Origin of the sequence: Psychrobacter sp. JCM 18902 (genome assembly GCF_904846615.1) — a bacterium.
Taxonomy (GTDB): domain Bacteria; phylum Pseudomonadota; class Gammaproteobacteria; order Pseudomonadales; family Moraxellaceae; genus Psychrobacter.
Genome location: NZ_CAJHBK010000001.1, coordinates 2,321,364 through 2,333,455, shown reverse-complemented (window position 1 = coordinate 2,333,455; position 12,092 = coordinate 2,321,364). Strand labels below are relative to the sequence as shown.

Sequence of the window (12,092 nt, the reverse complement as noted above, 5' to 3'; positions counted from 1 at the left end):
TAAGTAAACCTATAAAAAGGTATTTATGACAATACACTTTACCTTGTAAATAGATCTAAAACTAGCGCTAGAAAATAGTAAGCATGATAAGTGCTTTGGTTGTATGGTTTCACACAGTGTTAGACATGCCGTAGCATTCGGAAGAAAGTAGGTGGTTAGTTAGTGTTCTAGGTGCTTGATAATCACGGTAGCTGTCTTTATATAGTAGGGGATATATCAATCATTAGATAAGCGCTATTTATCGTAACTATTTCGTCATTGTTAATAAAGCATTGATAAAACCGATAGCAGTCATTTGTGAGCATTTTGGTTTAATTCACAGTAGCGCAGTCGGAATTGTCGTCTGAGTACGTTATAATAGCTGCTATAAATTGAGCAAAATGTTATAACAACGGCAGTCCGTATTTTAAGACAACAGACCGTAATGATTGATAACCCGCATAACTTATACCCGCTACCTAATTTTAAATTCACGACACAGTAGCCATGACAGATATAGCGTTTGTGTCATAACGCATAGGACATATTATGAGTGAGCACAACCAAGCTGAGAGCCAACTAGACCAGTCAGCAGACTATGAATCAGCGCTAGATACTGAGCAAACTGTAGCAAAAAGCAATATTACTATTACTGAGTCAGCCCAAAGCTACTTAGCAGATTTGTTATCCAAGCAGGATACCGATGGTATCGGCGTGCGTATTTTCGTTGAGCATCCAGGTACGCCGCGTGCAGAGTGCTGTATGGCTTATAACCAACCGGGCGAAGAGGATAGCGCTGACCTGCGTTTTACGTATGACAGTTTTTCTGCCTTTATCGAAGCGGCGTCAGTTCCTTATTTAGAAGATGCGGTGATTGATTATAATAAAGACCGTTTTGGTGGTCAGCTGACCTTCCGTGCACCAAATTCTAAAGTGCCTAAAGTGGGTGCGGATGCCAGTGTCGAAGAGCGTATCAACTACGTATTGCAGTCAGAGATTAATCCCGGCTTAGCGGCGCATGGTGGCGACGTACAGTTGCTTGAACTGATTGATGAAGAAGGCGTTGGTCTGACTGCGGTATTGAAGTTTGGTGGTGGTTGCCAAGGCTGTTCAGCCGTTGACATGACCTTACGTCAAGGCGTTGAAGTGCAGCTGAAACAACAAATTCCAGAGCTGACCCAAGTGATTGATGAAACCGATCATACCCGTACCGAAAACGCTTACTATAAATAGAAATCTCAGTAAAAGCAAAAGCGTTAAGTAATATCTGAAGAGTTATTTTAATTAAAAAGCCAAGTTTTGATGAACTTGGCTTTTTTTATTGCTATGATTTGGTAGATTGTTTTTTAGCTGAATTTTCAGTGACATATTGTTGATTCATAATTTTTTGATTAGTCATTTATTGATTAATAGCTTTTATCGAAATAAAGGAATATATGATGAGTGATGAACAAGCAGCCCAGCAAACAGCCCAAAAATCAGCGACTCCTCAACGTCTTGAAACCTTGGCTATTCATGCCGGTTATAGCGTTGAGCCAACGACCAAAGCGGTCGCAGTGCCGATTTATCACACCAGCTCGTACGCCTTTGATAACACTCAGCATGGTGCTGATTTGTTTGATCTAAAAGTTGCAGGTAATATCTATACCCGTATTATGAACCCGACCAATGCCGTGTTAGAGGAACGTGTCGCGGCGCTCGAAGGTGGTATCGGTGCCCTTGCCGTAGCATCTGGCATGGCAGCCATCACTTATGCAATTCAAACCATCTGTGAAGCGGGCGATAATATCGTTGCTGTGTCGACCTTGTATGGTGGTACTTATAATTTATTTGCCCATGCGTTGCCACGTCAAGGCATCGAAGTGCGATTCTTCGATCATAAAGACCCTGAAGCGATTCGTAATCTAATCGATGATAAGACGAAGATGGTCTTTGCCGAAAGCATCGGTAATCCATTGGGCAATATCGTAGATATTCAGGCATTAAGTGATATTGCTCATGAATATGGTGTGCCAGTCGTGATTGATAGTACGGTTGCCACGCCTGCGTTATGTCGTCCTTTTGAGTTTGGTGCGGATATCGTGATTCATTCATTGACCAAATATATGAGTGGTACAGGTACGTCGATTGGTGGGGCGATTGTCGATAGTGGTAAATTCGCATGGGGCGACTATCCTGAGCGTTTTCCGTTATTAAACACGCCAGATCATAGTTATCACGGTGTGAACTTTGTCAAAGACGTGGGCGCAGCGGCATTTATCGCTCGTGCTCGCGTGGCGCCACTACGTAATACGGGCGCGGCACTTAGCCCATTGAATGCCTTTGGTATTTTGCAGGGCATGGAGACATTGAGTCTACGTATGGAGCGTCATGTGCAAAACGCCCAAGCCGTCGCAGAATATCTACGTGACCATAACAAGGTTGCTTGGGTAAAGTATGCGGGTTTACCGGATCATCCTGAGCACGAGCTTGCCAAAAAATACATGAAAGGTACGCCATCTGCTATTTTGACCTTTGGAGTCAAAGGTGGTCTAGAAGCAGGTGCGCGCTTTATCGATGCGCTGCAATTGATTACTCGTTTGGTCAATATAGGTGATGCCAAATCACTAGCCTGTCATCCAGCGACGACGACGCATCGTCAGCTCAATGAGCAAGAGCTCGAAAATGCGGGTGTGAGCACTGATATGGTACGTCTATCAATTGGTATCGAGCACATCGAAGATATCAAAGCGGATCTTGCGCAAGCATTAGCCTCGGCTTAGTATTAAACGCTTTCTATTGAACTGAGTAATGTTAACTGAGCAATGTTAACTGAATAATTTGTCTCATGATTAACAATAAAAAAAGCCCATATCAATCGATATGGGCTTTTTTATTATCGGCAATGACAGATTTTTATAAGTTAAGCAGATAGTACACGCTTTGCAATATCTCTATAATCTTGTGAGGCCAATCGTGGTCCAAACTGTTGAATCACCTGCGCCGCCACTTCGCTGGCAAGACGACCACATTCAGGCAAGCTATAGTGCTGCGACAACGCGTATAAAAATGCGCCTGCATAATTATCACCGGCACCGTTGGTATCAATGACATTAGTAACGATTGGTGTAGCAACTTCATAAATCTCAATCTCTGATTTATCATCAGCTTTATGGGCGATCGTTGCACCATTGGCACCATCAGTGACGACTGCCGTCTGGCAATACTCAAGCAGTGCGCGTGCGGCTGCCTTGACTTGTTTTTTGTCTGTAAAGAGCTTGGCTTCCTCACTATTACAGAATATCACTGCCACTTTATTGCCCAGCATATTGAGTAAACCGTCTTTGGCAAACTTCACCACGGCAGGATCAGCAAAACTTACGGCAATTTTTGCAGAATGAATCCCTGCTTGATGACGCAACTGAGTCATGGCAGGCTGAATACTCTCAGTCATGGCCAAGTAGCCTTCTATATATAGCCAGTCAGCTTGTGTCAGCGCATCAAAATCGACATTTTCTGCGGTGATTTCGCTTGAAGTACCAAGATAAGTTTGCATGGTGCGCTCGCCATCTTCAGTAACTGCGACCACACATGAACCCGTTACTCCGCCTGCATGGATAGATTTCTCTGAAGTTGCAACACCTGCTTCATGTAAGTCTTTGAGATAAAACTCGCCTTGTTGATCGTCACCGACGCGGCAGGCATAAAATGGCTTGCCACCTAAACTGGCAAAGGTATACATCGTATTAGCCGCTGAGCCACCACCAGCCTGCTTTGATGGTGCAATTTCTGCCAGTTTAAAATACGCCAACAATTGCTGTTGCTCGTCGATACCTGCTAGCGTCATATTGCCTTTGGTCAAATCAGTTTCATCTAGCGCCGCATCTGACAATACATATTCGTGATCGACTAATGCGTTGCCTATCGCCATTACATTGTACATTGCTCACTTCTCCTCAATGGTTTTATAACTGTCTTTAATATTAATATCCAAAAATTATTCAGCTTGTAGCTCAAGTAAGCGCTGATATAGCGCATTCTTTTTGACGCCAGTGATATCAGCGCCCAATGCAGCGGCTTTTTTAACCGATAAGTCTTCAAGCAAGCGCTGCAATAATTTATCATGAATACTGATGTCATCGGCATCCTGCGCCACATTCACGCCAGCGACGACCACGACTATCTCACCGCGCTGTTGATTGTCATCAGCTTTGACAAATTCCACCAAATCCCCAAGGGTGCTTTTATGGACAGTCTCAAAAGTTTTGGTCAATTCACGGCAAAACGTCACTTCACGATCTGCGCCAAATACCGCCGCCATGTCTTCTAAACTGGCGATAATACGATGCGGTGCTTCATAAAATATCAATGTTTCAGTACGTGTATTTAGAGCGGTAAGCTGTTTTTGGCGACCGTGTGTTTTGGCAGGTAAAAACCCAATAAAGCTAAAGCGGTCTGAGGGCAATCCTGCGACTGACAGTGCGGCAATGGCAGCGGAGGCACCAATGATAGGAGAGACTCTAACGCCTGCGACATGAGCGGCCTGTACCAGTTGATAACCTGGATCACTGATGAGTGGCGTACCAGCATCACTAATCAAAGCAACCGAATGACCTTGCTCGATCATCTCGATAATTTTGGGTGTTTGAATGGCACTATTGTGTTCATGATATGCCCAAAGCTTGTTATGACCTTTTTGCTTGGTCGCGGTATCAGCGTCTGTTACGTTATTATCGGTATTATTTTTAGTGTTAGGAGCTTCTGACTCTTTTTCGTCGTCGGCTTTACTGCCTTTGGTATCAATGCCAAAATGCGACAATAGCTTACCTGAGGTACGGGTGTCTTCACAGGCAATAATGGCGACTTGTTTTAAAACATCGATGGCATGCGGCGTCATATCGCTCATATTGCCAATCGGCGTGGCAACGATATATAGACAAGCTGGCATCGCGGTAGGGCTAGACATGAAAACCTCGGAGTATTAAAAGCGGGAATTAAAATATAATGTGGCGCGCTGACTGACAAAACTGGTCAAAAATAGGGCTTAAGCAAAGCATAAAACACCATACCAGCATCTGCACGCGAAAGTGGCTAGTTTAGCATGATGTGCTATGATAATTTTGAAATGTTAACCAGACCTATCGACCTTATGTGCAGTCATAAACCTTTGAGCCTCACTTCACCAAAGCAGCGCCAAGGCAGTCTGTTCGAGCAGCAGGCGTGTGAGTTTTTACAATCGCAAGGATTGATTTTGATTGCCCAAAATTGGCAGCAGCCCAAAGTGGGTGAGCTGGATTTGATTATGCTGGAGACAGGTTCAGCATGGTCGACACTGGTATTCATTGAAGTGCGTCAACGGCAGCGTTCAGGTTTTGGTGGTGCTGCACTGAGCGTGACGGCAAGCAAACAACGTAAAGTGATTAAAACGGCGCAATATTTTTTGCAACAGCATCCTGAGTATGAGGATTATGACTGCCGGTTCGATGTCATCGCTTATGATACGGTAGGTAATCATATTAAGACCAGTGGTCAAAACATAGAAAATCAACCACAATGGCTCAAAGGTGCTTTTATAGCAGATACGTGATATTAGGATGCAAAAGCTACCCAACTAGAAGGTAGTAAGTACTTATTATCAAATGAGCGTTACCAAAAACCTAACCGCTGATAGTAAAAATTAAGTAAAGTAGCTAAGTTGTTATTAACTGAATTAACAGTTGTCAAAACAAACGTTACTAGATTAAAACTGGCTCAATCAATTGACTTTATACGATCGTCACACTTATGTTCTAAGAGGTAAATCATGACACGGATGCATTTGCGCACTGCTATTTTTGGCTCATCACGCCTCACCGCGATAGGCGTTATGCTAATGACCAGCATCGTCACTACGGGCTGTACCACCAATTATTTGACCAACAGTACAGAAGGTACGTATGGTGTCCCGATGACAGAGCGTACCATTCCGCAGCGACTACTGGATCGCAGTATCGAACATACCGTCAAAATCAATGTTTATGGGTTAAAAGAAGACCTGCAGCAAACCAGTCGTATGGGTATTGATAGCTTTAATAGTGAAGTGTTATTGACAGGCGAGGTACCCACTGAGGCCATCAAAGTGGAAGTCGAAAAAGTTGTCAGCTCTATGCCAGATGTGCGTCATGTCTATAATGAGCTAAACGTCAGCGCGTCTAAAGGCTATAGCTCGACGGTTCATGATGGCTATATCACCTCAAAGCTGCTGGCAAAAGTAGCCGCGAGTGATGGTGTCAAAGCCTCACAGATCAAAGCCGTGACCAATGATGGCGTGGTTTATATCATGGGACGTATGACACCGACTCAGCAGAGTCACCTAATCGATATCGCCAATAGCACCGTTGGTGTGACTGAGCTGGTGCTGCTGACGACCGTCGTTGATGACAGGGGCGTAAAGATAAGTAAAGACGACATTATGTCTGAAAATAACTTGGTAAATCCTGCTTCAGCACCAGTCGTTGTGGACGGGGTAACTGCTGCTAGCGTTAATAATTCTGAAGCGCCAGCGTCCGTTGGCACATCGACTCCTATCGTCGTGACCGAAGATGGCACAACCGTTGAGCAACCGTCATCAAGCCCATATATAGACCTGTATCAAGATCCGTAAAAAGTGTTCTAAAACACAGCTGTTATTTATCAATAAAACAAAAAAACAGTGGCTAAATAGCTTGTAGGGTAAGCTATTTGCCCCGTCAGTTTAAACAGTGTTTAATGACAAGAAACCTAAACACTGTTAACAGGAAAAATACGAGAACTTCTGAGCCAGCCAGTAAGATATAAAAGCGAATAGTAGATAAGACAGGATTAGTGCTTATTTTATAAAAGGGCTATCGCAGTGCTGTTAATTTTGATCCATGTATAAATATAATAGGGATGCTGGCAATGAAGGATGCAAACAAGCGCTTAGAATATAATAAAAGCCGTCAAAAAATAAATAATGAAAGCATGATTAATAATACTGCTAGCAAAGTAGGCATTCTAAAATTCACAGGCGTCGCTGCCTTAGCACTGGGTAGCGTTGCGCTAGCCACCCAGAATGCGCAAGCCCTATCGCCACTGGCTATCGTCAATGGCATTACTGCTAGTGGCGGCGTTGGCGTCAGCAAAAATATTCTCTATGGTGATGAGCCCGATCAAGATTTGGATATTTATTATCCCAAGCCATTAGCACAAGCGATGAAAGCCCAAAGCGCCATCAATGATGGTGCGATTAATGATAGCTATCCGATGGTGGTGTTTGTCCACGGTGGCTCATGGGAGAGTGGTAATAAAGAACAGTATGCCTTTGTTGGTCAGAGTTTGGCGCAAGCAGGTTATGTCACCGCCGTGATTAATTATCGTAAAGCGCCTGAGCATGTGTACCCTGATTATGTCAAAGATACGGCGCAAGCGATTGCTTGGAGTATCAATAATGCTCCGAGCTTACATGCTGATCCTAAACGCTTGGCGGTAATTGGACATTCTGCTGGTGCGTTTAATGCGGTTGCAGCGGTCGCCAATGAAGATTTTTTAGCGCCTTATGGTATTAAGCCAAAGGATATTACCGCGGTCGTGGGTATTGCTGGTCCTTATAGTTATGACTTCCGTAAATTTGATAGCGCCACCGCCTTTGCTGCTGATGCTACGCCAGACGACGTCATGCCAGACCGTCAAATCAAAGGCGAGCAGCCCCCGTATTTATTGTTGACTGCCGAAAAAGACAAAGTGGTGTACGCGACCAATACGATTAAAATGACCAAAGCGTTGCAAGAGGCGGGCGTCACCGTAGAAAATGGTGAAATAAAAGGTGCCAGTCATGCGACCAGTATTGGTGCGATGGCACCGCCGCTACGTTGGGTCAATGATGTACGCGCGCAAGTACTGACGTACTTGGATAAAATGCTCAAATAATGGATGGCAATCAGAAGTTAGGTGCAGTTGCGTAAGACAGTACTGTAAGATGCTTAAACTCTTGTTATAATGTCGTCACTTTAAATCTATACCCTATCTGACACTTTAAGGCAGAATATTCTATGAGCATGAACGCTGACGATTTGATTGCATTTTTACAGACTCACTTCCCAGACGCTTTTATTCAAGCTGCCAATCAAGGTAATAAGTTTGATGTACGCGTGGTTGATGCCAGCTTTGAAGGTAAGCGTGCCGTGCAACGTCAGCAGGCGATTTATGCATTAGTCAATGATAAGATCGCCAGTGGCGATATTCATGCGCTCAATATTCAAGCGCTGACGCCTGCTGAATGGGACGTTCAATCCAAAGGCTAGACCGTTATACATATGATTGGGCTTGTTAGACTGGCTATTATATTGGCTGGGTGTGATTGGTCTGATTTTCACTATTTTAATACTCATCGTTAGGTTGTCACTTCTATGGATCAATTTTTAATCACTGGTAGTAGTCGTATCGCAGGGGAAGTTACTATCTCAGGCGCCAAAAATGCTGCTTTGCCGTTACTTGCCGCTATGATATTGGCCGAGACGCCAACGACATTGCACAATGTGCCATCGTTACAAGATGTGCGGACGTTGATTGAATTGATCGGTGGTATGGGTATCAAAATCCAAAAGCAGGACGATACTGTCACCTGCGATACCAAGAATATCGATAATTTCTATGCACCGTATGATTTAGTAAAAACCATGCGCGCATCGATTTTAGTGCTTGGACCATTGCTAGCACGTTTTGGTGAGGCAGAAGTGTCATTGCCTGGCGGCTGTGCCATTGGTTCACGTCCTGTTGACCAACACCTAAAAGCCTTTGAGGCGATGGGTGCTGAAATTAGTGTCGAAAATGGTTACGTAAAAGCACGAGCGCCAAAAGGTGGTAAGCTGATTGGCTGTAACTACTCTTTTGATATGATTACCGTGGGCGGTACTGAAAACGTCATTATGGCAGCCGCACTTGCTAAAGGAACGACCGTCTTAGGTAACTGTGCCCTTGAGCCAGAAGTCGTTGATTTGGCCAATATGTTGGTCGCGATGGGTGCTAAAATCAGCGGTATCGGTACTTCGATCATGACCATCGAGGGCGTTGAGCGCTTACACGGTTGTGAGTATTCAGTGGTGCCAGATCGTATCGAAACAGGCTCTTACCTTGCTGGCGCACTCATGACGCGTGGCGATGTGTTGACTAAAAACACCTCTGCGCTATTACTAACACCTGTGTTAGAAAAATTCGAAGACATGGGTGCAGTGATTACCACTGGTGACGATTGGATTCGTGCGCAGATGAAAGGTCGCCCTAAAGCGGTTGATATCCGTACTCAGCCGCATCCAGGTTTCCCAACCGATATGCAAGCGCAGGTCATGGCTATTGCGTGTTTGGCGGATGGTACGAGTACCTTTATCGAAAACATTTTTGAAAACCGCTACATGCATGTCCCTGAGCTTAATCGTCTAGGTGCTTCTATCCAAGTAGATGGTCATACGGCCGTAGTAAAAGGCGTCGAAAACTTCACCGCTGCCCCTGTGATGGCGACTGATTTACGTGCGTCTATGTCATTGGTAATGGCAGCGGCAACTGCTGAAGGTGAAAGTTTAATCGACCGCATTTATCATATCGATCGTGGCTATGAGCATGTCGAAGAAAAGCTGCGTGCGCTTGGGGTCAATATCGAACGTATCAATACTAATGACTAATATCGATTTACTTATCAAATCCATGACCTCAATGATTGACACGATTGGCATTGATATGAATAGCTTAGCAATCTACCACTATTAGTAACCTACCACTAAAAGCCCCCTGCAGCGGGGGTGTTAACTGCACATGGACACGATGTCATTATGACTGAAGCAAGCAATAGCCTACCAAATGATGGTTTATTAAATGAAGTAAATGATGAGTTTTCAGGCTTAACACTGGCCTTATCAAAAGGTCGTATTCTAGAAGAGACCATGCCACTGCTACGCGCAGCTGGTGTTGAGTTATTAGAAGATCCTGAAGCCTCACGCAAACTTATTTTTCCAACCTCAAACCCCAATGTGCGTGTATTAATTTTGCGTGCCAGTGATGTGCCAACCTACGTTGAACATGGCGCGGCTGACTTTGGAGTGGCGGGTAAAGATGTGTTGCTTGAGCATGGTGCCAACCATGTCTACGAGTTACTTGATTTGCAAATTGCTCAGTGTAAGTTGATGACAGCTGGCGTAAAAGATGCGCCGCTACCCAATCGTCGCCTACGTATTGCGACCAAATACGTCAATGTTGCCCGCGCTTACTTTGCCAGCCAAGGTCAGCAAGTGGATGTGATTAAACTGTATGGCTCTATGGAGCTTGCGCCGTTGGTCGGATTGGGTGATTTGATCGTCGATGTGGTTGATACAGGTAATACGTTGCGCGCCAACGGTCTTGAAGCACGCGATCATATTTGTGATGTGTCCTCACGCCTTATCGTCAATCAAGTGAGCTACAAGCGTAAATTTGCGTTACTTGAGCCGATTTTAGATAGCTTTAAAAACAGTATTGCCAGCGCTTCATAAATTAATTCCTAATGAATCAATGCTTTATCAAACGATACTAATCATTGGTAATCTCAAGCATTGTCATACAAATTTTTAAACCAGTTTAGCGCTATAAGATAGTTATAGCGTGCTAAACTGGTTTTGTTGTATTTGCTTGCCAGAAAGTATGAGGTTAGTATAATCTGAACAAACTAAATATATCAAAACTGGTATATCAGCCATCACAATTATTATTAATACTCAATACCACTCATTTTTACATCGCTAATTTTCAGCAGTCTTTTATGCTCAGATATAGGATTAAGTCATGCGCCAACTAAGTACCCAAGATGCCGATTTTGACAGTCAATTGACAGAGTTACTTGCCTTTGAAACCGTCAATGATGCCGATTTGTTAAAGACCGTTGATGATATCATCGCGCAAGTTCGGCATGATGGCGATCGCGTCGTACTGGCGTTAACCCAGCAATTCGATCAGCATCCGGCGACGACGATGCAAGAGCTAGAGCTGTCTAAAGAGGCGCTTGCTGAAGCGTTTGCGAATCTTGATGATACAGTGAAATCCGCATTGACCACCGCAGCAACGCGTGTGCAGACCTTTCATGAGCGCCAAGTACAAGAGACTTGGCAGTATGAAGATGAGCTTGGTAATCGCTTGGGTCAAAAAGTCACCGCACTTGATCGAGTAGGCATCTATGTCCCTGGTGGTTTGGCCTCTTATCCATCTTCTGTATTGATGAATGCCATTCCTGCCAAAGTGGCGGGTGTTAAAGAGGTCATCATGGTGGTGCCAGCGCCAAAAGGCGTGCTCAATCCATTGGTATTGGCAGCTGCGCATTTAGCACAAGTCGACCGTGTCTTTACTATCGGCGGTGCGCAAGCGGTTGCTGCCTTGGCATATGGTACCGAAACGATTCCAGCGGTGGATAAAATCACCGGCCCTGGTAATAAATATGTTGCTGCCGCCAAGCGGGCAGTATTTGGTCAAGTTGGGATTGATATGATCGCTGGTCCTTCTGAAGTATTGGTCTATGCAGAGGGCGAGGCGCAAGATCGTGCTGATTGGTTGGCGATGGATTTATTGTCACAAGCCGAACATGACCGTATCGCTCAAGCTATCTTTGTCACGACCAGTGAACAGCAGCTTGCAGACGTAGCCGCTGAAATTGAAAAAGCGCTGGCAGAGTTGCCAAAAGCCGATATCGCCCGCGATTCTCTAAAAAATCGTGGCGCACTTATTTTAGTCAAAGACCGCGTTGAAGGTATGGCGGTGATTAATCGGGTTGCCCCTGAACATTTAGAGTTGTCAGTTGATCATCCTGATGCGCTACTCAACGATATTCGTCATGCAGGTGCTATTTTCATGGGACGTCACACGCCTGAGGCGATTGGTGACTACTGCGCAGGACCCAATCACGTGTTGCCAACCTCTGGCACTGCGCGTTTCTCTTCACCGCTTGGTGTTTATGATTTCCAAAAGAAATCATCGATTATTTATTGTACTGAAGCCGGTAGTAAGCCATTGGCTGAGACCGCAGATATTTTAGCGCAACGTGAGGACTTAGAAGCCCATGCGCGCTCAGCCCGTTATCGTTATCAGTAACGTAGCTTGATGATTATTTTTGAATTGTACTT

At 44.6% G+C, this 12,092-nt stretch carries 11 protein-coding genes; 9 read left to right on the top strand and 2 right to left on the bottom strand.

What is annotated here, in order from left to right:
- The first annotated feature begins 528 nt into the window (after positions 1-528).
- On the top strand, positions 529-1,212 hold the full coding sequence (nfuA, locus tag JMY05_RS09590) for a Fe-S biogenesis protein NfuA (protein WP_045455268.1): 684 nt from the start codon (positions 529-531) through the stop codon (positions 1,210-1,212).
- Positions 1,213-1,418: 206 nt separating this feature from the next.
- Entirely contained in the window at positions 1,419-2,741 is a 1,323-nt protein-coding gene (locus tag JMY05_RS09585; protein ID WP_201540655.1) for an O-acetylhomoserine aminocarboxypropyltransferase/cysteine synthase family protein, read from the top strand.
- A gap of 140 nt (positions 2,742-2,881) precedes the next feature.
- Here the strand turns inward: JMY05_RS09585 and JMY05_RS09580 are convergent, their stop codons facing one another.
- Both JMY05_RS09580 and rsmI read right to left on the bottom strand, forming a co-directional pair.
- Positions 2,882-3,901: an adenosine kinase gene (locus JMY05_RS09580; protein ID WP_201614922.1), complete on the bottom strand. Its 1,020-nt coding sequence runs from the start codon at positions 3,899-3,901 to the stop codon at positions 2,882-2,884.
- A 54-nt stretch (positions 3,902-3,955) separates the two neighbouring features.
- The gene (gene rsmI, locus JMY05_RS09575) at positions 3,956-4,924 is read right to left on the bottom strand and encodes a 16S rRNA (cytidine(1402)-2'-O)-methyltransferase (RefSeq protein WP_045447976.1); all 969 of its coding nucleotides are present in this window, start codon (positions 4,922-4,924) and stop codon (positions 3,956-3,958) included.
- A gap of 135 nt (positions 4,925-5,059) precedes the next feature.
- Here rsmI and JMY05_RS09570 point away from each other — a divergent pair, with 135 nt between their 5' ends.
- The 7 genes from JMY05_RS09570 (at position 5,060) to hisD (ending at position 12,060) form a co-directional block, all read left to right on the top strand.
- Positions 5,060-5,545: a YraN family protein gene (locus tag JMY05_RS09570; RefSeq protein ID WP_201614920.1), complete on the top strand. Its 486-nt coding sequence runs from the start codon at positions 5,060-5,062 to the stop codon at positions 5,543-5,545.
- Positions 5,546-5,761: 216 nt separating this feature from the next.
- Entirely contained in the window at positions 5,762-6,601 is an 840-nt protein-coding gene (locus JMY05_RS09565) for a BON domain-containing protein (RefSeq protein ID WP_045447979.1), read from the top strand.
- Positions 6,602-6,876: 275 nt separating this feature from the next.
- Entirely contained in the window at positions 6,877-7,884 is a 1,008-nt protein-coding gene (locus JMY05_RS09560; RefSeq protein WP_227678157.1) for an alpha/beta hydrolase, read from the top strand.
- Between the two features lie 122 nt (positions 7,885-8,006).
- A complete protein-coding gene (locus JMY05_RS09555; RefSeq protein ID WP_010200621.1) occupies positions 8,007-8,258 on the top strand; it encodes a BolA family protein in 252 nt (83 codons plus the stop codon).
- A gap of 105 nt (positions 8,259-8,363) precedes the next feature.
- Positions 8,364-9,632: a UDP-N-acetylglucosamine 1-carboxyvinyltransferase gene (gene murA / locus JMY05_RS09550; protein ID WP_045447982.1), complete on the top strand. Its 1,269-nt coding sequence runs from the start codon at positions 8,364-8,366 to the stop codon at positions 9,630-9,632.
- Positions 9,633-9,779: 147 nt separating this feature from the next.
- Positions 9,780-10,475, top strand: a complete 696-nt coding sequence (hisG, locus tag JMY05_RS09545; protein WP_045447985.1) for an ATP phosphoribosyltransferase — start codon at positions 9,780-9,782, stop codon at positions 10,473-10,475.
- A 289-nt stretch (positions 10,476-10,764) separates the two neighbouring features.
- Positions 10,765-12,060 (top strand): histidinol dehydrogenase, encoded by a 1,296-nt coding sequence (hisD, locus tag JMY05_RS09540; RefSeq protein ID WP_198330254.1) that lies wholly within the window; start codon positions 10,765-10,767, stop codon positions 12,058-12,060.
- Positions 12,061-12,092: the final 32 nt, after the last annotated feature.

Excerpts from the sequence above, each read along its gene's own strand:
- hisG (WP_045447985.1), top strand. The coding sequence starts at position 9,780 with ATGACTGAAGCAAGCAATAGCCTACCAAATGATGGTTTATTAAATGAA.
- JMY05_RS09585 (WP_201540655.1), top strand. The coding sequence starts at position 1,419 with ATGAGTGATGAACAAGCAGCCCAGCAAACAGCCCAAAAATCAGCGACT.
- rsmI (WP_045447976.1), bottom strand. The coding sequence starts at position 4,924 with ATGTCTAGCCCTACCGCGATGCCAGCTTGTCTATATATCGTTGCCACG.
- JMY05_RS09570 (WP_201614920.1), top strand. The coding sequence starts at position 5,060 with ATGATGTGCTATGATAATTTTGAAATGTTAACCAGACCTATCGACCTT.
- hisD (WP_198330254.1), top strand. The coding sequence starts at position 10,765 with ATGCGCCAACTAAGTACCCAAGATGCCGATTTTGACAGTCAATTGACA.
- nfuA (WP_045455268.1), top strand. The coding sequence starts at position 529 with ATGAGTGAGCACAACCAAGCTGAGAGCCAACTAGACCAGTCAGCAGAC.
- JMY05_RS09555 (WP_010200621.1), top strand. The coding sequence starts at position 8,007 with ATGAGCATGAACGCTGACGATTTGATTGCATTTTTACAGACTCACTTC.
- JMY05_RS09560 (WP_227678157.1), top strand. The coding sequence starts at position 6,877 with ATGAAGGATGCAAACAAGCGCTTAGAATATAATAAAAGCCGTCAAAAA.
- JMY05_RS09565 (WP_045447979.1), top strand. The coding sequence starts at position 5,762 with ATGACACGGATGCATTTGCGCACTGCTATTTTTGGCTCATCACGCCTC.
- JMY05_RS09580 (WP_201614922.1), bottom strand. The coding sequence starts at position 3,901 with ATGTACAATGTAATGGCGATAGGCAACGCATTAGTCGATCACGAATAT.
- murA (WP_045447982.1), top strand. The coding sequence starts at position 8,364 with ATGGATCAATTTTTAATCACTGGTAGTAGTCGTATCGCAGGGGAAGTT.